Source organism: Streptomyces sp. C (genome assembly GCF_000158895.1).
Taxonomy (GTDB): Bacteria; Actinomycetota; Actinomycetes; order Streptomycetales; family Streptomycetaceae; genus Streptomyces; species Streptomyces racemochromogenes.
Genome location: NZ_GG657750.1, coordinates 3,386,859 through 3,406,765, shown reverse-complemented (window position 1 = coordinate 3,406,765; position 19,907 = coordinate 3,386,859). Strand labels below are relative to the sequence as shown.

At 72.7% G+C, this 19,907-nt stretch carries 23 protein-coding genes; 15 read left to right on the top strand and 8 right to left on the bottom strand.

Features of this window, described 5'->3' with window-relative positions; genetic code table 11:
- Positions 1 to 145: 145 nt before the first annotated feature.
- The 8 genes from SSNG_RS15100 (at position 146) to SSNG_RS15070 (ending at position 5,781) form a co-directional block, all read left to right on the top strand.
- A complete protein-coding gene (locus tag SSNG_RS15100) occupies positions 146 to 1,471 on the top strand; it encodes a dicarboxylate/amino acid:cation symporter (protein ID WP_007264705.1) in 1,326 nt (441 codons plus the stop codon).
- A 168-nt stretch (positions 1,472 to 1,639) separates the two neighbouring features.
- Positions 1,640 to 1,951: a hypothetical protein gene (locus tag SSNG_RS43820; RefSeq protein WP_007264704.1), complete on the top strand. Its 312-nt coding sequence runs from the start codon at positions 1,640 to 1,642 to the stop codon at positions 1,949 to 1,951.
- Positions 1,875 to 2,405, top strand: a complete 531-nt coding sequence (locus SSNG_RS15095; protein ID WP_007264703.1) for a DUF6879 family protein — start codon at positions 1,875 to 1,877, stop codon at positions 2,403 to 2,405. Before SSNG_RS43820 ends, SSNG_RS15095 begins: the two co-directional genes overlap by 77 nt.
- A gap of 10 nt (positions 2,406 to 2,415) precedes the next feature.
- Positions 2,416 to 3,264 (top strand): helix-turn-helix transcriptional regulator, encoded by an 849-nt coding sequence (locus tag SSNG_RS15090; protein ID WP_007264702.1) that lies wholly within the window; start codon positions 2,416 to 2,418, stop codon positions 3,262 to 3,264.
- A 135-nt stretch (positions 3,265 to 3,399) separates the two neighbouring features.
- Positions 3,400 to 3,801 (top strand): hypothetical protein, encoded by a 402-nt coding sequence (locus SSNG_RS15085; RefSeq protein WP_007264701.1) that lies wholly within the window; start codon positions 3,400 to 3,402, stop codon positions 3,799 to 3,801.
- Positions 3,798 to 4,496: a DUF6875 domain-containing protein gene (locus SSNG_RS15080; RefSeq protein ID WP_007264700.1), complete on the top strand. Its 699-nt coding sequence runs from the start codon at positions 3,798 to 3,800 to the stop codon at positions 4,494 to 4,496. Before SSNG_RS15085 ends, SSNG_RS15080 begins: the two co-directional genes overlap by 4 nt.
- Positions 4,412 to 5,317, top strand: coding sequence for a phosphotransferase (locus tag SSNG_RS15075; protein ID WP_007264699.1), 906 nt, complete (start codon positions 4,412 to 4,414; stop codon positions 5,315 to 5,317). Before SSNG_RS15080 ends, SSNG_RS15075 begins: the two co-directional genes overlap by 85 nt.
- Complete coding sequence (locus SSNG_RS15070) at positions 5,314 to 5,781, top strand: GNAT family N-acetyltransferase (protein ID WP_007264698.1); 468 nt, start codon at positions 5,314 to 5,316, stop codon at positions 5,779 to 5,781. The genes SSNG_RS15075 and SSNG_RS15070 overlap by 4 nt, the downstream gene beginning before the upstream one ends.
- A gap of 65 nt (positions 5,782 to 5,846) precedes the next feature.
- Here SSNG_RS15070 and SSNG_RS15065 read toward each other — a convergent pair whose 3' ends face one another.
- Positions 5,847 to 6,281, bottom strand: coding sequence for a VOC family protein (locus SSNG_RS15065; RefSeq protein ID WP_007264697.1), 435 nt, complete (start codon positions 6,279 to 6,281; stop codon positions 5,847 to 5,849).
- A gap of 97 nt (positions 6,282 to 6,378) precedes the next feature.
- Between SSNG_RS15065 and SSNG_RS15060 the strand changes: the two genes are divergently transcribed.
- Complete coding sequence (locus tag SSNG_RS15060) at positions 6,379 to 7,614, top strand: glycosyltransferase (RefSeq protein ID WP_007264696.1); 1,236 nt, start codon at positions 6,379 to 6,381, stop codon at positions 7,612 to 7,614.
- Here the strand turns inward: SSNG_RS15060 and SSNG_RS15055 are convergent.
- From SSNG_RS15055 to SSNG_RS15040, 4 genes are read right to left on the bottom strand one after another with little or no spacing between them, the layout of a single operon-like run.
- Positions 7,611 to 7,919, bottom strand: coding sequence for a hypothetical protein (locus tag SSNG_RS15055; protein WP_042803563.1), 309 nt, complete (start codon positions 7,917 to 7,919; stop codon positions 7,611 to 7,613). The two genes, SSNG_RS15060 and SSNG_RS15055, sit on opposite strands and share 4 nt — an antisense overlap.
- A 26-nt stretch (positions 7,920 to 7,945) precedes the next feature.
- Complete coding sequence (locus SSNG_RS37950; protein ID WP_007264694.1) at positions 7,946 to 9,898, bottom strand: serine/threonine-protein kinase; 1,953 nt, start codon at positions 9,896 to 9,898, stop codon at positions 7,946 to 7,948.
- A gap of 44 nt (positions 9,899 to 9,942) precedes the next feature.
- Positions 9,943 to 10,182 carry a DUF397 domain-containing protein gene (locus tag SSNG_RS15045; RefSeq protein WP_007264693.1) on the bottom strand — a complete coding sequence of 80 codons (240 nt, stop codon included), beginning with the start codon at positions 10,180 to 10,182 and terminating at the stop codon, positions 9,943 to 9,945.
- Complete coding sequence (locus tag SSNG_RS15040) at positions 10,179 to 11,036, bottom strand: helix-turn-helix transcriptional regulator (protein ID WP_007264692.1); 858 nt, start codon at positions 11,034 to 11,036, stop codon at positions 10,179 to 10,181. Before SSNG_RS15040 ends, SSNG_RS15045 begins: the two co-directional genes overlap by 4 nt.
- Before the next feature lie 156 nt (positions 11,037 to 11,192).
- Between SSNG_RS15040 and SSNG_RS15035 the strand changes: the two genes are divergently transcribed.
- On the top strand, positions 11,193 to 11,621 hold the full coding sequence (locus SSNG_RS15035; RefSeq protein ID WP_042801044.1) for an ATP-binding protein: 429 nt from the start codon (positions 11,193 to 11,195) through the stop codon (positions 11,619 to 11,621).
- Here SSNG_RS15035 and SSNG_RS15030 read toward each other — a convergent pair.
- On the bottom strand, positions 11,593 to 11,886 hold the full coding sequence (locus SSNG_RS15030) for a hypothetical protein (protein ID WP_129593307.1): 294 nt from the start codon (positions 11,884 to 11,886) through the stop codon (positions 11,593 to 11,595). The genes SSNG_RS15035 and SSNG_RS15030 overlap by 29 nt on opposite strands.
- 318 nt (positions 11,887 to 12,204) lie before the next feature.
- On the opposite strand from SSNG_RS15030, the gene SSNG_RS15025 reads away from it, so the two are divergent.
- From SSNG_RS15025 to SSNG_RS15015, 3 genes are all read left to right on the top strand, one after another.
- Complete coding sequence (locus tag SSNG_RS15025; protein ID WP_042801042.1) at positions 12,205 to 13,041, top strand: hypothetical protein; 837 nt, start codon at positions 12,205 to 12,207, stop codon at positions 13,039 to 13,041.
- A 179-nt stretch (positions 13,042 to 13,220) separates the two neighbouring features.
- Positions 13,221 to 13,769 carry a DUF1062 domain-containing protein gene (locus SSNG_RS15020; protein ID WP_007264688.1) on the top strand — a complete coding sequence of 183 codons (549 nt, stop codon included), beginning with the start codon at positions 13,221 to 13,223 and terminating at the stop codon, positions 13,767 to 13,769.
- A gap of 120 nt (positions 13,770 to 13,889) precedes the next feature.
- Complete coding sequence (locus SSNG_RS15015; protein ID WP_050779631.1) at positions 13,890 to 15,410, top strand: FAD-dependent monooxygenase; 1,521 nt, start codon at positions 13,890 to 13,892, stop codon at positions 15,408 to 15,410.
- Here SSNG_RS15015 and SSNG_RS15010 read toward each other — a convergent pair.
- Positions 15,403 to 16,311, bottom strand: coding sequence for a DUF2199 domain-containing protein (locus SSNG_RS15010; RefSeq protein WP_007264686.1), 909 nt, complete (start codon positions 16,309 to 16,311; stop codon positions 15,403 to 15,405). The genes SSNG_RS15015 and SSNG_RS15010 overlap by 8 nt on opposite strands.
- Before the next feature lie 101 nt (positions 16,312 to 16,412).
- Between SSNG_RS15010 and SSNG_RS42970 the strand changes: the two genes are divergently transcribed.
- Complete coding sequence (locus tag SSNG_RS42970) at positions 16,413 to 17,858, top strand: hypothetical protein (protein ID WP_007264685.1); 1,446 nt, start codon at positions 16,413 to 16,415, stop codon at positions 17,856 to 17,858.
- Positions 17,859 to 18,340: 482 nt separating this feature from the next.
- Here the strand turns inward: SSNG_RS42970 and SSNG_RS45270 are convergent, their stop codons facing one another.
- Entirely contained in the window at positions 18,341 to 18,655 is a 315-nt protein-coding gene (locus SSNG_RS45270) for a hypothetical protein (RefSeq protein WP_347232450.1), read from the bottom strand.
- 173 nt (positions 18,656 to 18,828) lie between these two features.
- Between SSNG_RS45270 and SSNG_RS15000 the strand changes: the two genes are divergently transcribed.
- Entirely contained in the window at positions 18,829 to 19,866 is a 1,038-nt protein-coding gene (locus SSNG_RS15000) for a DUF4173 domain-containing protein (RefSeq protein ID WP_063749893.1), read from the top strand.
- The last annotated feature ends 41 nt before the right edge of the window (positions 19,867 to 19,907 follow it).

Genomic DNA, 19,907 nt, shown 5'->3' with positions numbered 1-19,907 from the left:
CGGCCTGTTGCTGTCGCCGCTGAAGCTGAAGCCCAGCCGCCCCAGCAGCGGTCCCCGGCCGGCCCGGCCCCTTTCCGGCTGCCGCCGTACCGCACCCCTCGCAGAAACCTTCCGCCGTACGTCCGTGCCTCTCCCGGAGATTGCCGTGTCCGCGTCCCCCCAGGCCCAGGCTCCCGCCAAGGCCTCGTTCAAGTTCCCCTTCTGGGCCCAGATAGTCGCCGGCCTCGCGCTCGGCGTCCTCTTCGGCTGGATCGCCCGCAGCCAGGACGTCAGCTGGCTGAAGACCACCCTGGAGCAGGTCGGCGACATCTTCATCCAGTTGCTGAAGCTGGCCGTCGCCCCGCTCGTGTTCTTCGCCATCCTGGTGTCCATCACCAACCTCCGGAAGGTGAACAACGCCGCCCGGCTCGCCTCCCGCACCCTGCTCTGGTTCATGATCACCTCCCTGATCGCGGTGGGCATCGGCCTCGCGATCGGCCTGCTGACCGACCCGGGCGCCGGCACCGGCCTCACCCCGGCCGACGGCAAGGAGCCCAAGCGGCACGGCTCCTGGATCGACTTCCTGACCGGCATCGTGCCGAAGGACATCGTCACCCCGTTCACCGAGCTGAACGTCCTCCAGATCGTCTTCCTCGCCGCCGTCGCGGGCATCGCCGCCCTCCAGCTCGGCGCCAAGGCCCAGCCCGTCCTGAACCTGGCCGAGTCCGTCCTGGAGCTCCTCCAGAAGGCCCTGTGGTGGGTCATCCGCCTCGCGCCGATCGGCACGGTCGGCCTCATCGGCACCGCCATCGCCAGCTACGGCTGGGACCTCATCGGCAAGTACGCCACCTTCACCGCCGACATCTACATCGGCTCGGCGCTCGTCATGTTCGGCGTCTACCCGCTGCTGCTGTGGACCGTCGCCAAGGTCAACCCGGTCCAGTTCTTCAAGGGCGCCTGGCCCGCCATCCAGCTGGCCTTCGTCTCCCGCTCCTCGGTCGGCACCATGCCGGTCACCCAGAGGGTCACCGAGCGTCTCGGCGTCCCGAAGGAGTACGCCTCCTTCGCCGTCCCGTTCGGCGCCACCACCAAGATGGACGGCTGCGCCGCGATCTACCCGGCGCTCGCCGCGATCTTCATCGCGAACATCTTCGACGTGCAGCTCGGCATCAAGGAGTACCTGCTCATCGCGTTCGTCTCGGTGGTCGGCTCCGCCGCCACGGCCGGCCTGACCGGCGCGACCGTGATGCTCACCCTGACCCTCTCCACCCTGGGCCTGCCGCTCGCCGGCGTCGGCCTGCTGATGGCGATCGACCCGATCCTGGACATGATGCGCACGGCTACGAACGTCGCCGGCCAGGCGGTCGTCCCGGTGATCGTCTCCGCCCGTGAGGGGATCCTCGACAAGGAGGCCTACGCCGCCGCCTCCTCCTCCCCGCTGGACGAGAAGGCCGCCGAGCCCGCCGCCACGCCGGTCCCCGTCGCCGCCTGACCGTCGCCCCACGGCATACGCCGCAGCCCCCGCCCGGGATCCGGGCGGGGGCTGCGGCGTATGCCGTGGGTGTCAACAGGCTTGGCCGACGGACCCCTTGACGCTTGCAGCGCCCGGGGAGAAGTCTCGTCCGCAAGTACCCGCAACTGGCTGACAGGGGAGATCACCATGGATCTACAGTTCGTCGGCATGGATCCCAACACCGGTGAGGAGGGCTCTCCCACGGTGTGGGTTGAAGAGGAGACCGCCGACCTGGTCATCCAGGGGGTGACCGCCGAGGCGGTCCTACGGGCACAGATCGACGAGACCCAGTGGGTTCCCGGCCACGCCCCGGGGATCCCCGCGCACGAGACAGTGATCCGTATCCCGGCCCGCATGGTGCCGATCCTGAGGGAGGCATGCAATGCCGCAGAACGCGCCCACCTTCGCGGAGCTGCTGGAGCAGACGCAGGCGTCAGCAGTACATCTGGAGATGCGTGACAGCTACGGGGTGGCCGGCGAGGCCGACACCTTCGCGGCCTTCCTGCGCGGGGAGTGGAGCGAGGAAGCCCAGCGGGCGGAGCGCTCCAACTGGCTGAACATGGTCTCGGCCGCCACCGCCCGGGGCGTCGTCATGCGCCGCGCCCGTATCGTTTGCGAGCCGGTGAGCGACTACATCCGCTACGAGCACGCCGGCACCCGGATGAACATCGACGCGGGGGAACAGGTCCGCTGGCTTCCCCGCCGCCGCGCCTTCGACATCGCCTTGCCCGGTACGGACTTCTGGCTGTTCGACGGCCGCCTGGTCCAGCTGCACAACTGGACCGGTACCGGCGACTGGCACCCTGACGAGCCGAAGGTGCGGACCGAGGACCCCGCTGTGGTGAAACTGTGCGCGTCGGCCTTCGAGGCGGTGTGGGAGCGGGGGATCCCCCACGACCAGTACACCGTCTGACCCCACACCCGTGCCCGCATCCCCCTCCTCCAGCGCGCAAGCGGCCCGTGAAGCCCTCGCCGTGCGCCTGTCCCACCTGCGCAGGGACGCAGGTCTCACCGGGCGGGAACTGTCTGCCCGGTGCGACTGGCACCCCGCGAAGACCACCCGCATTCAGAAGGGCGAGGTGGCACCGTCCGATTCGGACATCCTGGCCTGGTGCGCCGCCTGCGGCGCCGAGGACCAGGCGGCCGACCTGATCGCCACCTCCCGTGCCGTCGACTCCATGTACCAGGAGTGGCGCCGCCTCCACCGCAACGGCCTGCGGCGCTCCCAGGAGAACGCCTACGCGGCCAACGCCCAGGCGTCCCTCCAGCGCGTCTACGTCTCCAACGTCGTCCCCGGGTTCCTCCAGACCGCCGCCTACGCCACCGCGCTGCTGAGCAGCATCACGCACTTCCAGGGCACCCCCGACGACGTGACCGAAGCCGTCGCCGCCCGCGTCGCCCGCTCACGCTTCCTCTACGAGGGCAACCACCGGTACGCGGTCCTGATCGAGGAGTCGGTGTTGCGCTTCCGGATCGGCGACGCAGGCACGATGGCCGGCCAACTCCGCCACCTGCTCACCGTGATGCCCCTCGCCTCCGTCTCCCTCGGGATCATCCCCTTCACCGCCGAGCGCACCGTGTGGCCGTTGGAGGCGTTCTACCTGTACGACGACCGCCGGGTGGCCGTGGAGACCCTCACCGCCAGGATCGGCGTCACCCAGCCGCGTGAACTCGCCGACTACGCCAAGGCGTTCGAACGGCTCTCGAAGATGGCGGTCTACGGCGACAACGCCCGCACCCTGATCACGGCCGCGCTCGACGCCCTGGCGTGAATTTCCGCAATTAGCCGCAACTCCGTTGGGGCCGTCCAGGCCGCCTCTCTACGTTGGTCGGGGCTGACGCCAGACCTCCAAGGGAGGCCCCGGCGCCACACGCACCACTCGACCATCGACGAGAGGAGCACCAACATGAGCACCGCAACGATCGAGCTCGGCAGGTTCCTGACCATCACCGGCCGGCGCTTCCGCGACGGCGAGTCCGCGCCCGAGATGTTCAGCCCGGCGGTGGACGCCGCCTGGCACGAGATCCTCGGTACCCCCGAGTACAAGGCGCTGTGCCTGGAGACCGCCGGCCGGCCGATCCGGCACGTGGAGAACAACGGCGCCGGCCCGATCGCCTGGGTCGCCACCTACGAGGCCGCCTACGGGGCCCTGCCCGAGGTCTGGTTCGCCGACGCCGACGGCACCGTGGACGAGACGGCCGTGGCCCGCTACCGGGAGACCGGCAAGGTCGTGGCCGAATGGGACTGCGGCCCCGTCGGCGGTGACGACGACTTCACCCCCGAGGGTCCGGAGACCGGCCGCCCGTGACCACATCCCGTACCAAGGCAACGCCCCGGCCCTCGGCCGGGGCGCTTCGCCTCATCGAGGCCTCCACCCCCCGGCCCACGTCCGTGGACATCACCGACTACGTGCGGCAGATGACGGCCCACTGCCCCTACCTGGCACCCTCGCTCCAGCGGGACTGCACCACCTGGACCGTTTACCGGGCCGACGGGGACGCCGATGCGGTGGAGGCCGAGCTGTTCTACGCCGGGGGCCAGGCCGCCGAGCGCCTGCGTTCCCTCGTACGCGGTCCGTACGGCGGCCTGCGGTGCGACAACGTGGTGGTCCTCGGCCAGGTCCCGGGCGTGCGGCACCGGGAACTGATGGCTTGGCCGCACTGGGCGTTGAAGAATCTCTACGGGCCCGTCGGGATCATGTTCGGCAAGTTCTACGCCGGCGAGGAAGAGCCCGCGGGGGAGAGCGGCCGGATCCCCGCCGCCCCGGTCTCGTTCATCCCCGTACGCGCCGCCGTACGCCGCCGTGACCCCCGCTTCCTGGCCGCGACCCCGGACCTGGCCGCCGCGCTGGCCGTGGCCGACGACGACGGCCGCGACGTCTTCGAGAACGTCCCCCACGACTGGAAGGAGATCCGGACATGGGCCAAGCGCTTCCTCCCCCCGGTGAAGCCGTCGAACTCCTCGCCGAGCGGCTCGGCGGTCCCCTCGCCACGCGACTCCTGAGCGACCGGCGTGGCTCCAGGGCCTGGAAGGTGACCGGTCCGGACGGCCAGGCCGTCGTCAAGGCCAACAACCCGCAGGACCCCGCCACCCGCGGCAAAACGGCCGAGATGGCCCAGGAAGACGATCACCTGGTCCGCCTCACCGCGGCCGGGGCGCTGGAGCCCGGCTACCGGATCGCCGCCGGTACGTGGGACGGCGGCCGGTGGCTCGCGGTCCGCTGGGTCGACGGGAAGCCGCTGTGGCACGCGCTCGCCGCAGCGCGCTCCCCGGAAGGCGATCGGCCGGCCGTACGCCGCCATCTCCTCGATGTGGCCCGCACCTGGGCGGAGCAGCTCGGCCGCATGCACGCCGCCGGCTGGGCGCACGCCGACGTCCAGCCCACGAACACGCTCGTCACCGCCGACGGCTGCGCAGCTGTCATCGACTACGCACTGGCCTGCGGCCCCCAGGACGGGCCGCGCCTGCCCCACCGGGGTGCCCTCACCCACACCACGGCCCCCGAGGTCGCCGCCGCGCTTCTCACCACCCCCGACACCGCGCACGTCCAGGTCGAACCCCTTGCCGATGTGTGGGGGCTGGGCGCCTCCCTGCTCTGGTGCTGGACCGGACACCGCCCCGTCGCCTACGACGACGAGACGGACCGGCCGAAGAAGCTGGAGGCCATCGCCAAGGGCGTCACCACCGACCTGGCCGGCGTCCGGCCCTGGCCGTTCCCCGCCTTCGAGAACACGATCACGGCGTGCCTGGCCCCCGACCCGGCCGACCGCCCCACCGCCCAGGACCTGGCCGCGCACCTCACGACCGCAGGCACGGTCTCGTGACCATCCTGCGGGTCCTCACCCCCGCCGATGCCTCCGCGATCCGCCGGATCTACAGCGGGGCCGCCGTCACCTACCTGATGAGGCCCGAGATGACCGCACCGGAAGCCGACGCGTACGTGGCCCAGGTGATCGAGTGGAGCCGCGCGACACCGGTGGCCCAGTACGTCCTCGGCGTGGACGTCGCAGGCGACCTGGTCGGCGTGGTCAAGCTCGGACGCCGGCCCGCCGGGCACGGGAGGGTGAGCTACGTCCTGCGCGAGGACACGTGGGGGCGCGGGTACGCGACCGCCGCGGTGGAGCAGCTCGCCGCGTCGGCCTTTACCGCCGCTGCCTTGGACTCCCTCGGCGCGAAGCACCACCCTGACAACCCCGCCTCGGGCAGAGTCCTCACCAAGGCCGGGTTCACGTGCCTCGGGGCCGACGGCGGGTTCGTCCACTACTGGCTCGACCACGATCGCCGCTAGGGATCCTCAGGCCGGCACCGCGAAGGCCCCGTCACCGACTCGACTGGGCGCGGGGCGTTCGTGCGTCAGTCCAGGCAGAACTCGTTGTCCTCGGGGTCGGCCATCACGATGATGCCCTCGTCGATGCCGTCGGGGTCGAGGCGGTACAGGCGCTTGGCGCCCAGGGCCTCCAGCCGCGCGGCCTCCACCTCCAGGGCGTCCATCCGCTCCGTGCCCTTCAGGCCCGGTGCCGAGCGGACGTCCAGGTGCAGGCGGTTCTTGGCCACCTTGCCCTCCGGGACCCGCTGGAAGAAGATCCGCGGGCCCTTGCCCTCCGGGTCCGAGATCGCCGACCGGCTGTTGTGCTGCTCGGGCGGCACGCCCCACGCCGTCAGGGCGGACGGCCAGTCGGCGAAGCCCTCCGGCGGCGGCTGCACGCGGTAGCCGAGCACCTCGGCCCAGAAGGCCGCCAGGGCGGCGGGATCGGCACAGTCGTACGTCACCTGGATTTCCTTGGCCATGCCCAACGTATAGCGCAGCCCCGGGCTTGCCACAAGATCACCACCGTGGTGCAGACTCTCCAACCTGGGTCTTCGCACGGGGGATTGGGAGTACGGGATGCGTGTAGTGCTGTCCGCCTACGATTCGCGCGGGGGCGTCGAGCCGCTCGTCGGGCTCGCGGTGCGGCTGCGGGAGCTGGGGGCCGAGGTGCTGGTGTGCGCGCCGCCGGACGAGGAGTTCGCGGCGCGGCTCGCCGGGGTCGGCGTCCAGATGGTTCCGACCGGCGCGTCGGTGCGCGACCTGGTGACCGGGAAGGTGCCTCCGGCGCCGGGCGGGATCGCCAAGCGGGCGGCCGAGCTGGTCGCCGCGTTCTACGAGAACGTCATGGCGGTGGCGGCCGACGGCTGCGACGTCCTGCTCGCGACCGGCCTGGTGCCCGCCGTGGCCGGGGTGAAGGCGGCCGCCGAGAAGCTGGGCGTCCCGTACGTGTACGCCAGCTACCAGCCCGTCAGCCTGCCCTCCCCGCACCACCCGCCGATCCCGCGCCCGGGCAGGCCGCTGCCGCCGGAGATCACCGACAACGAGGTGCTGTGGGAGCGGGACGCCCGCGACGCGCAGGACGTCTTCGGTGACGCGGTCAACGCCTTCCGGGAGTCGGTCGGCCTCCCGGCCGTGGACGACGTCCGCGACCACGTCTTCACCGACCGGCCGTGGCTGGCCACCGACCCCGCCCTCGCCCCCTGGGTCCGGCCGGCCGCGCTGGAGGTCGTGCAGACCGGTGCGTGGGTGCTGCCGGACGAGCGGCCGCTCCCCGCCGAGCTGGTGGAGTTCCTCGACGCCGGCGAGCCGCCCGTGTACGTCGGCTTCGGCAGCATCCCCATGGCCGACCCGGCCGGGCTCGCCCGGACCGTCGTCGAGGCCGTCCGGGCGCAGGGCCGCCGCGTGCTGCTCTCCCGGGGCTGGGCCGACCTGGCGGCGGCCGACGCGGGCGACGACTGCTTCGTCGTCGGCGAGGCCAACCACCAGGCGCTGTTCCCCCGCGTCGCGGCCGTCGTCCACCACGGCGGCGCCGGCACCACGACCACCGCCACCCGCTCCGGCGCGCCCCAGGTGATCGTCCCGCAGGGCGCGGACCAGCCGTACTTCGCCTCCCGCGTCGCCGGCCTCGGCATCGGCGCGGCCCACGACGGCCCCACCCCGACGGTGGAGTCCCTGTCGGCCGCCCTGCGGACGGCCCTGACCCCGGAGACCGCCGCCTGGGCGGCGTCGGTGGCCGCCGCGTTCGACGCGGACGGCGCGGCGGTGGCGGCGAAGCTGCTGGCCGAGGCGGCCGGGGCGGAGTTCGCCCGCTAGACCGTCTGCCCCCGCCAGTACGCGACCGACGCGAGGAGGAACGGCACCGCGTACCACCACCGCCCCAGGTTGCGGTGGAAGACGGGGACGGCGGTCAGGAGGAGCCCGAGGAACCACAGCCCGAGCGAGAGCGTGGCGTTGACGCGCGCGTCGTCGCGCATCGGGTCGTACGGGGAGTCGGAGTCCGGCTGGAGCACCAGCGAGCCGTAGAGGAAGAAGGCGGCGGGCACGTAGAAGAGGGCCAGGGGTACGGCGAGCACCCAGCGCAGGCACCCCTGGTCCTCGGGCCGGTCTATGGACGTCATCCGGCCATCTTCGCCGCCGTCCGCCGTCAGGTCCGCTTCCACACCCGGATGCTGTCGTCCTCGCTCGCACTGGCGAGGGTCTTGCCGTCGGCGCTGAACGCGACCGAGGTCACGGCCGCGGTGTGTCCGTTGAGCGTCGCGCGGTGCTCGCGGGAAGGGACGTCCCACAGCCGGATGGTCCGGCCGCCGCCGCTGGCGATGGTCTGTCCGTCGGCGCTGAACGCCACCGACCGGACGGGGCTGTTGTGGCCCGGGAGGGTGCTGGTGCCAGTGCGGGCGGCCGGGTCCCACAGGCGGACGCTGCTGTCGGCGCTGCCGCTGGCGAGGACCTTCCCGTCGGGACTGAACGCCACCGCGGCGACGGCCTTGGTGTGCCCGGTGAGCGTGGCCGTGGAGGTGCGGCTCGCGAGGTCCCAGAGGCGGATGGTGCCGTCGGCGCAGCCGCTGGCGAGGGTGCCGTCGGGGGCGAAGGCCAGGGACAGCACCGGCTTGGTGTGCCCGGTGAGGGTGGCGACGGCGACGGTGGAGCGGGTCACCACGTCCCAGAGGCGGATGGTGCCGTCGTCGGCCCCGCTGGCGAGGGTCTTGCTGTCCGGGCTGAACGCCACCGCCCGCACCAGCCCCGTGTGTTCCGCCAGGATGCCGAGGAGCTCCAGGCTGTAGACGTCGTGCAGGCGCAGGACCTTGTCGCTCCCGCCGACGAGGACCTTGCCGTCGGGGCTGTAGGACACGCAGGTCACGGCCGCCTCGGGCATCGGGGAGAGGGTGATGGTGCCCCCGCCGGCGAAGTTGTACAGCTGGATGCTGCGGTCGTTGCCGCCGCTGACGAGGAACCTGCTGTCCGGGCTGATCGCCACCGAATCCACCGAGCCGGCGTGCTTCTTGATCTCCGCCACCGTCCGCACCCCGGCCGTGCCGGGTTCGGTGGTCCCTTCGGCGGAAGGCCCGCCGCCGTTCTTCTTGTCGCCGGGGTTCTTGCCGCCGTCGTTCTCGTCGCCGGTCAGCCGCCACACGGCGTACGTCCCACCGCCGGCCCCCGCCAGCAGCCCGAGCCCGCCGAGCCCGAGCAGCACGTTCCGGCGGCTCGGGGCGGGGGCGGCCGCGATCGGGGCCGTGGTCCCGAGGTCCATGGTGGGTACGTCGCGTACGGCGGGCTCGTACAGCAGCGCGCGCAGCCGGTCCGCGACGGCGAGGGCGTCGGGCCGGTCGCCCGGCTCCTTGGCCAGCAGCGCGTCCACCAGCTCCACGAGCCCGGGCGGCAGGTCGGCCCGTACGGCGCCCAGGGCCGGAGGCGCCTCCTCCAGGTGCATCCGCATCAGCACCCAGGCCTGCTCGGTCCCCGCGAACGGCGGCGCACCGGTCAGCAACGCGTACAGCACGCACCCCAGGGCGTACAGGTCGCAGCTCCCGTCGACGTGCTCGCCCCGCCACTGTTCGGGCGCCATGTACGACGGCGTCCCGAACACCCGGCCCGTGACGGTGAGCCCGCCCGTGGCGTCGGCGGTGCGGGCGATGCCGAAGTCGCAGATCTTGAGGCGGCCGTCGGAGAGGAGGAAGAGGTTCCCGGGCTTCAGGTCCCGGTGCACCACCTTCTGCGCGTGCGCGGCGGCCAGCGCCTCGGCCGTCTGGAGGGCGAGGTCGAGCACCTGGGGGAGGGGGAGGCCCACGCCGGGCGTACGGGCCAGGAGGCGGGAGAGGTCCTGCCCCTCCAGCAGCTCCATCACCATGAACAGCCGGTCGCCGTGGCGGCCGATGTCGTGGACGACGGTGAGCCCGGGATGCTGGAGCCGCGCCCCGATGGACGCCTCGCGGCGGAACCGGCCGAGCAGCTCCTCGGACGCGTCGAACTCCAGCAGCACCTTCACGGCCACGGCCCGGTCCAGCTCGACGTCCTGCGCCCGCCAGACCTCGCCGATTCCGCCCTGCCCGAGCCGCTCGACGAGCCGGTACCGCCCGGCCAGCTGTGCCCCCGGCTGCATTCCGCCCCCTGGCCGAAACCGTCAACTAGTGCTTGTGCAAGGGGTCATTGTGCCGCAAGGAAGCCGGTCCAGGCGGAAGGACCGAAGGTGAGGTGGGGGAGGGTGGTGTCCTTGGAGTCGCGGACGTGGATCCGGGTGGGGGTCGAGGCCACCTCGACGCAGGAGTCGCCTTCGCTGCCGCTGCTGTAGCTGCTCTTCTGCCAGGCCACCTCAACGCAGTCGTTGCCGTCGCTGCTGTCGCTGTAGCTGCTCTTGAACCAGTCCAGCTCTGGATTGTGGATCATGTTTCTCCTAGCAGTTCCTCGATGAGGGCCAGCGACTTCCGTGGCGTGAGCGCCTGAGCTCGGATGATGCCATAGCGCAGTTCGAGGATCCGGAGCTGCTTCGGGTCGGAGACCGGGCGGCCGTTGAACGCCCCCTCCGATCGACCCACCGCCGAGCCGTCCGGGAACTTCAGCACCTGAATTCGCCCCGCCATGCCCGCGTGCTCTTCGACATCGGTCGGCATGACCTGGAACTCGACGTTCGGCAACTGAGCCACCTCCAGTAGGCGTTCGAGCTGTCGGCGCAGGACCATTGTCCCTCCGATCGGGCGGCTTAGCGTGACCAGTTCCTGGACGAAACTGAGCGCCGGCGCGGGTGAGCGTTCGAAGATCGACTGGCGGGCCATCCGGGCGGCCAGCATCCGCTCCATCTCGTCCGGCGTGTAGACAGGGCGCCAGGTGTTGAACAGAGCGCGTGTGTACTCGGGCGTCTGCAACAGGCCATGGATGTTGTGGTTGTTGTAAGTGTGGATCTCGATCGCCTGGTCTTCCATCTTCGCCAGGTCTCGGACCTTCTTCGGGTAGCGGACCTGCTCCATGTCCGCCTTCATCGCGGAGATCTGCCCGCCCGCGCCCAGTGTCCTGTCCGCCCTGTCCAGGTACTCCGGGCGTGGGATCCGCTTGCCGCCCTCGACCTTCCGGACTTGGTCTTCGCCGTACCCGATCTCCACCCCGAAGTCGGCGACCCGCTTCCCCGCTTTCTCCCGCCAGGTCCGCAGCTGGCGCCCCAGTGCCGCCAGGACCGCCGCTCCCTGTTCGTCCTCGGGATCGATCTCCCAGCCCGCGTCTTCCGTACCGTCACTGTCCACGGCCATGCGTGCCCCACCTCCGACGCACCGAAGTTCCTCAACGCCCAATGCCCACACGGCTTCCAGGACAGCCCGGACAGCGCCGGACAAGCGCCGGACAAACCCCGGACGCACCGGCGTTAACGCTTCTCACGGTAGCCACGCCGCCCCACGCTGGGTGACGTGACTACTCAAATCTGGTGCTCTGCACATCAGTTCGGCGTCCAACTGCCCGCCACACCGCGCGGGGCCCGGCAGGCGCGGCAGCTCGCCGTCGAGAAGCTGCGGGCGTGGGGGCTGCCCACGGCCGGGCCCGCGCTGATCGTGGCCGAGCTGGCCGCCAACGCCGTGACCCACGGGCGGGTGGCCGGGCGGGACTTCCTGGTGGTGCTCAGCCTGGGCGGCGGCGCGCTGCGGATCGAGGTGGTGGACACGTGCCGGGACCGGATCCCGATTCTCCGCGACGCCGAAGCCTGCGCGGAAGGGGGCCGGGGTCTGGCGGTGGTGGCGGCGCTGGCCGACCGGTGGGGGGTGGAGCAGGGGCCGCCGCCGCGCAAGGCGGTGTGGGCGGAGGTGGACCTGCCTACAGGCGGGACGCCAGCAGGATCGTGACCGGGACCGGGACCACCGCGATCCAGCCCGTCCAGCGACCGGCTCCGGCCAGGGCGGGGCGTCGGCGGAACAGCCAGCCGGCGAGGGCGAGCAGCGGGGTGGCGGTCCAGGAGGCGAGCCAGAACACCTTCAGCACCGCCACCGCCTCGGGGTGGACCTGCTCGGCCATCCCGCCCAGGGCGCCGAAGACGAAGGCCACCGGGACCAGGGCCAATGCCAGGGCCGTGGTCCACGCCAGTGCGGTGTTCTTGGTCTCGTCTCGCATGGCCCCAGCCAAGCGGTCGCGGGGGCCTCCCACCTGCGCCGCCGTACTCAGGATCCGCCGGTCCGCGTACTCATCCGGGACGTGGGCCACCGGGACCCGGCGACCCTCGACATCCTTTAAGTACCGGGGTAAAACCCACCAACCCACCCCCCAACCCCCGCGCTCACTCGCTCGGGTGAACCCTGCCAACTGGGCTGGATTTCCGGGTGGTTGCGGGGCATATGCTCGCCGCGACAACAAACCAGACATGAGACGGCCCCCGCCGGGACTGGCATCCCGGGCGAGGGCCTGACCAACCAGGAAGTTCCCACCTTCCCAATGGCTTTCAAGGACCCTAGCGCGCCCACGCGCGCGGCGTCCCGTGTTCGAAGCGGGACCATCCCATCAGGTGTCATCCACGTCAACGTCCGGCACGCCGGCCACTACGTGGTGATCGGCAACCACCTCGCCCAGCACCAGACCCTGTCGCTGGTGGCCATCGGGCTCGCGGTGCACATCCAGTCGCTGGCCTCCGGTACCAGGATCGGCATCAAGGACCTCACCGCCCGCTTCCCCGAGGGGGGGATCCGGATCGCCGCCGCGCTGCGGGAGCTGGAGGCGGCCGGGTACCTGGAGCGGAGCCGCGTACGGACCCCCGAGGGCAGGCTCGTCACCCGCACGGTGTCCTACAACTGCCCGCGCGGCACCGTCCCGCCGCCGGACGACGACCCGCCACCGTCCCCGCCGCCGACCGACCGGGCCGCCGTACCGGAGCCGGAGCCGGAGCCCGCGCCCGAACCCGCCGCCCGGCAGGACGCCGCCGACCTGCTCGCCCGGCTGCGCGGTGACGACCCCCGGCTGCTGCTGGCCGAGCGGGACGTGCAGCGGCTCGCGCCCGGGGTGGCCGCCTGGCTGGACCGGGGGGCCGAGCCGGAGGCCGTACGGCAGGCGCTGGTCACCGGCCTGCCGTCCGACATGCGCAGCCCGGCGGCGGTGATCGGGTACCGGCTGCGCGCGGGCATCCCGCCGCGCGCGCCGACGGCCCCGCCGCCCGCCGTGAACGCCGCCCGGCGGCCGGACCCGTGGCAGACCTGCGACGGCTGCGAACGCGCCTTCCGCGCCCCCGAACCGAGCCGCTGCCGCGAATGCCCTCCCGAAGACCCGCTCGCCGCCTAGAGAAAACCAGTGGAGTTGCGCTGCCGGGCGCCGTTACCGTCCTGCCGAACACGTCGTCGAGGCAAGGGCGTTCCGTTGTACACCGTGTGAGACCCCCCGAGTGCTGATTCGTCGCGCGTCGCGCCTGTGCGCCGCGCTCCTTTCTGCTGCGGTCTTCTCACTGGAACCGGTGTACTCCTGTGCTCAATACCTGGGTGGTCGCTCCCACCTGCCTGCCTCTCGTCCTCCGCCGATGCCACTCGTGCGCGTCCGGGTCCTTCCGGCCGAACGGCAAGTTCCGCGTCAACGCCAGCCACAAGCTCCTCGACGCCTGGCTCCTCGTCCTCTGCACCGGCTGCGGGGACACGGCGAAGCTCACGGTCCTGGAGCGGGTGCACGTGCGATCCGTACGACCCGAGCTGCTGGACCGGATGCACGACAACGACCCGGGCCTGGCGGCCGAGCTGCTCCAGGATCCGGTCGTGCGGCGCCGCAATCGCGTAGCCCTCGACTGGGACGGCGCCTGGCGCCTCGACACCGGGCGCTCCGACCACCTGGACCGCGAGGTGATCGACGTCTCGGTGCGCTTCGCGGCGCGGATCCCGGTCCGGCCGGTGCGGTTGATCTCCGAGGGGTGCGGTCTTCCACGGGCCGAGGTCGAGCGGCTGATCACGGCCGGGAAGCTCGTCTCGGCGGTCCGGCTGGGCGGCAAGCTCTCCGGGGACTTCAGCTTCCTGCTCAAGCGCTGACCCCTCTTGGGAAAGCGCGATGGCGAGGAGCTCATGAGCACCTCGCCATGATCAAGTTATAGCCCGACGGGGGTCTTGCCGCAAGGCCCCCGTCATGCTCCAGAATCCTCACTCGTAGTCATGACCTGGGGAAACGGGGAGCAGTTGAAGAAGAGCGACGCCATCGACGCCATCGACGCGATCGACGTGGTCATCGCGGGCGGCGGGCCCACCGGGCTGATGCTGGCCGCCGAGCTGCGGCTCGCCGGGGTGCGGACGGTCGTGCTCGAAAGGCTCACCGAGCCGGCCGGGCAGTCCCGGGGACGCGGGATGCAGGTGCGCAGCGTGGAGATGCTGGACCAGCGGGGGCTGCTGGACCGGTTCCTCGCGGTCAGCGAGCCGTACCGGACGGCCGACTTCGGCGGGCTGGTCAAGCTGCGTCCGGAGCTGATGGACACCGCGCACCCGTACGGCCTCGCCACCCCGCAGACCGTCACCGAACGGCTGCTGACCGAGCGGGCGGTGGAGCTGGGTGCCGAGGTCCGGCGCGGTTGCGAGGTCGTCGGGCTGGCCCAGGACGCCGACGGGGTGGACGTCGAACTGTCCGACGGCACGCGGCTGCGGGCGCGTTACCTCGTCGGCTGCGACGGGGGCCGCAGCACGGTCCGCAAGCTGCTCGGCGTCGGCTTCCCGGGGGAGGCGGCCAAGGTCGAGACGCTGCTCGGCGACATGGAGCTGGCGGAGGACGCGGAGACGGTGGCCGCCGTCACGGCGGAGGTGCGCAAGGTCCACGTCCGGTTCGGCGTCGTCCCCATGGGGGAGGGCGTGTACCGGGTCATCGTGCCCGCCGACGGGGTGGCGGAGGACCGTACGGCCGAGACGACGCTCGACGAGGTCAAGGAGCGGCTGAGGGCCCACGCGGGCACCGACTTCGGGGCGCACTCGCCGCGCTGGCTGTCCCGGGTCGGCGACGCCACCCGGCAGGCCGAGCGCTACCGGGTCGGCCGGGTGCTGCTGGCGGGCGACGCGGCGCACGTCCACCCGCCGACGGGCGGCCAGGGGCTCAGCCTCGGGGTGCAGGACGCGTTCAACCTCGGCTGGAAGCTCGCCGCCGAGGTGGGCGGCCGGGCCCCGGCCGGGCTGCTCGACACGTACGAGGCCGAACGCCGCCCGGTGGGCGCGGCCGTCATCGCCAACACCCGCGCGCAGACCGCACTGCTGGAGAACACCGCCGGGGCGGTGGCGCTGCGGGAGCTGTTCTCGAAGCTGCTGGACTTCGAGGAGGTCAACCGGTACGTGACCGAGCTGACCTCGGCGGTCGGCGTCCGCTACGACCTCGGCGACGGCCACGAGCTGCTGGGTCGCCGGATGCGGGACGTCACGCTGGGGACGGGGCGGCGGCTGTACGAGCTGATGCACACCGGCCGGGGTCTGCTCCTCGACCGGACCGGCGGGCTGTCGGTGGCGGGCTGGGAGGACCGCGTCGACCACGTCACCGACACCGGTACCGACACCGGTACCGGTCCCGGCGCGGAGGCGGAGCCGGGCGCGCCCTCGGTGCTTCTGCGCCCGGACGGCTACGTGGCCTGGGCGGGCGAGGACCCGGCCGAACTCCCGGCCCACCTGACCCGGTGGTTCGGCGGCCCCGGCCCCGTCAGCTGACCCCGTCGTACGTCAGGGAGCGCCAGGTCCGCTGCGCCCAGTCCAGGGTGGCGGGGTCCTCGTGGGTGCAGAAGATCCCGGCGCCGCTGCCGGAGGGGTGCAGGGTGAACCCGTAGAACTCGTGGCGCGGGCGGCCGTGGTCCTGCGGGGTCAGCCAGAACGCGTACCGCAGGCCGCCGTCGGGCAGTTCCTCGCGCAGCCGCTGGGCGGGCCGGGTGTCGGGGGCGCCCGACAGAAGGGCGGTGAGGAAGTCCGCCGGGGGGCGGCCCGGGACGTCGTCGAGCTTCAGGCTGACGGCCGCGGTGCGGTCCGGGGCGGTGAAGCGGTCGTAGCCGTCGGCGAAGCCGGCGGTGAGGCCGGCGGTGCGCACCACCGACCAGTGGTCGCCGAGGTCGGTGCGCACGTCCACGGGCAGCGGGTACGGGAAGCGGCTGAGGACCTCGTCGCGGTCCCAGACCTCCGTCAGGACGCGGGCGGCCACGGGGTGGCGTACGCCGGTGACGACGGGGAGTTCGTCCGGGTCGGCGACTCGGGTGGTGACTTCGGCGCCGAGCAGGTCGTCGCCCCAGGGCTGGATCAGGTTGGCGAACGTGCCGGTGAAGGAGAAGTCGGCGTAGCCGGGCTCCTCCCACAGCTCGTGGGCCCGCCGCAGGGTGGAGTCGTCCACCTCCACCCAGGCGCCGAGGACGAGTTCGGTGTCGTGGCTCAGCCGGACGGGCAGCAGGCAGCGGATGAAGGAGCCGACCCCGTCCACGCGGAGCAGGGCGCGCACGCCGAGCGGGAGGAGGGCCTCACCGGGCAGGCCGAGGGCGGCGTCGGGCAGGTTGAAGCCGAAGTCGATGCGGCGCTCGTCGTCGAGCGCGTCACCGCAGCAGGAGCAGGTGGGGAGGTGCGTCGTCACCCGGGCACCCTACGGGGGCCGGTTCCCGGCGGAGGAGCGGCCCGGCGCGGGGTGGAGTAGCCCCGGGTGCGGGGGCCCGGTGCGGGGCCGAGCCTGGGGGCATGGGTACGGGTGTGCGCAGGGTGGTGGTGCAGGCGCCGGACGCGCGCGGGCTGCGCGCGGTCACCGTCGACGGCGAGCCGGCCGGGAGCGCCTGGTCCCCGGCCGACCTGCGCAGGCGGCTGCGCCGCGCGGGGCTGCCGCCCGGCACGGACCTGTCGGACCGGTCCCGGGTGACCTGGCGCGGGGCGGACGGTGCCACCTGGCCGGACCGTGCGTGGCGCCGGCGCGCCGTCATGGCCGTGCTGGCCGCCGGGCTGCTGGTCTCGGCGCTGCTCCTCGCCCGGGTGGGGATGGTGGACGCGCTGGGCGCGCTGACCTTCTCGGCGCGGCTGGCCGGGATGCTGTTCGTGCTCGCCGGGGCGGTGCAGGTCGTCGCGGCGGCCGCGGTCTTCGACTACTGGGGGAAGCGGACGGTCCCGTACTCGGGCGCGGCGGTGCTGGCGGGCGTACTCGTCACGGTGGGGACCGAGGCGCTGCTGCTGGCGGTGTGGTTCCAGGAGCGGGAGTGGACGCCGTACCTGCCGGTGTTCCTCGCGCTGTCGGCGTGGGCGCTGTGGGCGTCGTGGACGGTGTGGCGGGAGCGTGCCTGGAAGGGGATCCCGCACCCGAAGAGCTTCACCGCCGGTGTGGTGGCGACGGCGGTGCTGGCGTCCGCGAACTTCGCGTACTCGGCGGTGTACCAGCCGAGCGCGGCGCTCTTCCACTTCAAGGTGGAGGCGAAGTTCGGGACGCCGAGGAAGGATCCGGAGCGCCCGGTCGTCTACCTCCCGGTGAAGCTCCGCGTCACGAACGACGGGGCCGTTCCGGCGTACATCGTCAACAGCCTCTACCGGGTGTGGGCGCGGGAGTCGGCCTTCGACGCGGCGGGGACCGGGCTCGGCCGGGACAAGTGGCGGGCGGACATGGAGACCGGCCTCGACACGGAGACGTTCGTACGGCCCACGGGGTACGCGTTCATCCACACCGGTCCGGTCGTCCCGGGGGAGGGCGCCTGGATCGCGCCGGGGACGGACTTCACCACGGACCGGGTGGTGCAGATCCCCGCGGACAAGAAGTACGACGTCGTCCTGTCCGACATGGCGGTCATCTTCATGAGGGGTGACCGGGGAGAGATCGACTCCGGGTACTACCGCCCGGTCTTCTCGTGGAAGGAGAAGCCGGGCAGGTACTTCGACTGCCCCGCGCCCTGCCCGGACTACGTCATGCACCACGGCCGGGTGCGCCACAACAACAACATCGTGAACGTGACGCGCGGGCCGCGGTACCTCACCTCGACCCGGTGGATCAACGGGACGGACAGCGGGTTCAGCGTCCAGATCTCCCCGCTGGACTCCGCGGGGCGGCTGTCCAAGGACGTGGAGAGCGAGGACAGGTACGGGGTCACCCAGTACAACTCCGGTCGCACGGCGGTGCCGTACGCCGAGCTGCTGGCGGCGCGTCCGTAGTCGGGCCGGCGGCTCGGCGTTTGTCACGATCCTGACACAAGGGCGAGTTGAATGTGTTCAAAACCGGGGGGTGCGGGCCTACGCTGGCGGCTCCGCACCAGGGGGAGGGACCCGATGTCCGAGAACGCAGACGGCGCCGAGCAGGCGAGAACGGGCGACCCGGCGCAGGCCCTGCCGGGCGGCGAGGCTCCGGTTCCGGCGGTTCCGCCGGTTCCGCCGGTTCCGCCGGCCGACCCGGCGTCGACGGCGGCCACTTCGGCCGCGGGGCCCGCTGCCCAGGGCCCGGCATCGGCCGCTTCGGTCCCGGCCGCGGGGCCCGTCGGTCCGGCTCCGGCCGCGGGGCCTGTCGGTCCGGCTCCGGCCGCGGGGCCCGTCGGGCCGCCGCCTCCTGCCGCGCCGGTTCCGCCGCCCATCGCGCCCGGGTTGCGCGGGCACGATCCGGCCGCCTGGCACCTCTGGCAGATGCAGCAGTTCCAGCTGCGTCAGCAGAAGGCCCGGGAGGAGGCCGCCGCGCGGGCCGCGAACTCCATGTGGCGCCGGATCCGGCCCGCCGAGGCCGCGCCGGTCCGCACCGCCACCCTCGTCGCCGTACTCGCCGCCGGCCTCACCACCGCCACCGTCCTCGGAGACGGCATGGGCCCCGGACTGCTCCTCGCGGTGCTGCCCGCCATGGTGGCCGCGTACGCCGCCGCCCGCGCCGCCGGGCGCAAGGCCCGCCCCTGGAGCCTGCTGTGGGCGGCCGGCTGCGTGGCGCTGCTCGCCGTCCCCGCGCTGCGGGACTCCGCCTGGCCCTCCACGCTGGCGATCCTCGCCGCCGTACTGCTCGCCGCCCTCGCCCTGCACGGAACCAGCCGCTGGCCCGGCGTACTGCTCGCCCCGCTCGGCTTCCTCGACAGCGCGGTCACCGGCGTGGGCTGGGCCTGGGCCGGGGCTGCGCTCGCGCGGCGGCGGGGCGGGCCGCGACCGCTGGGTGTCCGTGTTCTTGGCGGCACTGGTGGCGGCGGTCCTGCTGATCGTCTTCGGGGCGCTGTTCGCCTCCGCCGACGCGGCCTTCGCGGACCTGCTCGGCGGCCTGCTGCCCGACGTCTCGGTGGGGGAGGGGCCGTTCAGGTTCCTGCTCTTCCTGCTCGGCGCCGTCCTGGCGCTCGCCGCCGCCCGCACGGCCGCCGCCCCGCACCGCTGGGACCGCGTCAAGTCCCGCCAGTGGAAGGCCCGCTCGCGGCTGGAGTGGAGCCTGCCGCTGATCGTGCTGAACCTGCTCTTCGCCGGGTTCAACGCGGTACAGCTCGCGGTGCTGTTCGGTGGCTACGACAAGGTGCTGGAGAGCACGGGCCTCACGTACGCCGAGTACGCCCGCCAGGGCTTCTGGCAGCTGCTCTGGGCGACGGTGTTCGTCCTCGCGGTCATCGCGCTCGCCCTGCGCTGGGCGCCGCGCGGCGGGACCGGTGACCGGCGTCTGGTCCGCTCGGTGCTGGGGACGCTGTGCCTGCTGACCCTGGTCGTCGTCGCCTCGGCGGTGCGCCGCATGGACCTGTACGTGGACGCGTACGGGCTGACGCGGCTGCGGCTGTCGGTGGTCACCATGGAACTGTGGCTGGGCCTGGTCATCGTGCTGCTGATGGCGGCCGGGATCGCGGGCGGACGCTGGCTGGCCCGCGCGGTGGTCGGCAGCGCGGCGGCGGCGGTGCTGGCCTTCGGGCTGGCCTCACCGGACGGGATCATCGCCGAGTACAACGTGAACCGCTACCAGCAGGACAACAAGCTGGACCTCGCCTACCTCCGCGACCTCTCCGCGGACGCCGCCCCCTACCTGGACCGCCTCCCCGAACCCCGTCGCTCCTGCGCCCTGATGGGCATCGAGGCCGACCTGCGCCGCGCCTCCGACACCCCCTGGTACGCGACGAGCCTGGGCGAACACCGCGCCCGCCGGATCCTGCGCGACCGCCCGGTGACGGCGACGGTCGCGGAATGCAGCCGCCTGGGGGCGTTCGCGAGTCGGGTGGAGTAGGGGACCCGGAACCCGGAACTCGGAATCCGGAACTCGGAACT

Excerpts from the sequence above, each read along its gene's own strand:
- SSNG_RS15060 (WP_007264696.1), top strand. The coding sequence starts at position 6,379 with ATGCGTGTAGTGCTGTCCGCCTACGATTCGCGCGGGGGCGTCGAGCCG.
- SSNG_RS15095 (WP_007264703.1), top strand. The coding sequence starts at position 1,875 with ATGCCGCAGAACGCGCCCACCTTCGCGGAGCTGCTGGAGCAGACGCAG.
- SSNG_RS37950 (WP_007264694.1), bottom strand. The coding sequence starts at position 9,898 with ATGCAGCCGGGGGCACAGCTGGCCGGGCGGTACCGGCTCGTCGAGCGG.
- SSNG_RS15055 (WP_042803563.1), bottom strand. The coding sequence starts at position 7,919 with ATGACGTCCATAGACCGGCCCGAGGACCAGGGGTGCCTGCGCTGGGTG.
- SSNG_RS15075 (WP_007264699.1), top strand. The coding sequence starts at position 4,412 with ATGGGCCAAGCGCTTCCTCCCCCCGGTGAAGCCGTCGAACTCCTCGCC.
- SSNG_RS15025 (WP_042801042.1), top strand. The coding sequence starts at position 12,205 with ATGGCTTTCAAGGACCCTAGCGCGCCCACGCGCGCGGCGTCCCGTGTT.
- SSNG_RS43820 (WP_007264704.1), top strand. The coding sequence starts at position 1,640 with ATGGATCTACAGTTCGTCGGCATGGATCCCAACACCGGTGAGGAGGGC.
- SSNG_RS15065 (WP_007264697.1), bottom strand. The coding sequence starts at position 6,281 with ATGGCCAAGGAAATCCAGGTGACGTACGACTGTGCCGATCCCGCCGCC.
- SSNG_RS15015 (WP_050779631.1), top strand. The coding sequence starts at position 13,890 with ATGACCTGGGGAAACGGGGAGCAGTTGAAGAAGAGCGACGCCATCGAC.
- SSNG_RS15045 (WP_007264693.1), bottom strand. The coding sequence starts at position 10,182 with ATGATCCACAATCCAGAGCTGGACTGGTTCAAGAGCAGCTACAGCGAC.
- SSNG_RS42970 (WP_007264685.1), top strand. The coding sequence starts at position 16,413 with ATGGGTACGGGTGTGCGCAGGGTGGTGGTGCAGGCGCCGGACGCGCGC.
- SSNG_RS15030 (WP_129593307.1), bottom strand. The coding sequence starts at position 11,886 with ATGCGAGACGAGACCAAGAACACCGCACTGGCGTGGACCACGGCCCTG.
- SSNG_RS15040 (WP_007264692.1), bottom strand. The coding sequence starts at position 11,036 with ATGGCCGTGGACAGTGACGGTACGGAAGACGCGGGCTGGGAGATCGAT.
- SSNG_RS15085 (WP_007264701.1), top strand. The coding sequence starts at position 3,400 with ATGAGCACCGCAACGATCGAGCTCGGCAGGTTCCTGACCATCACCGGC.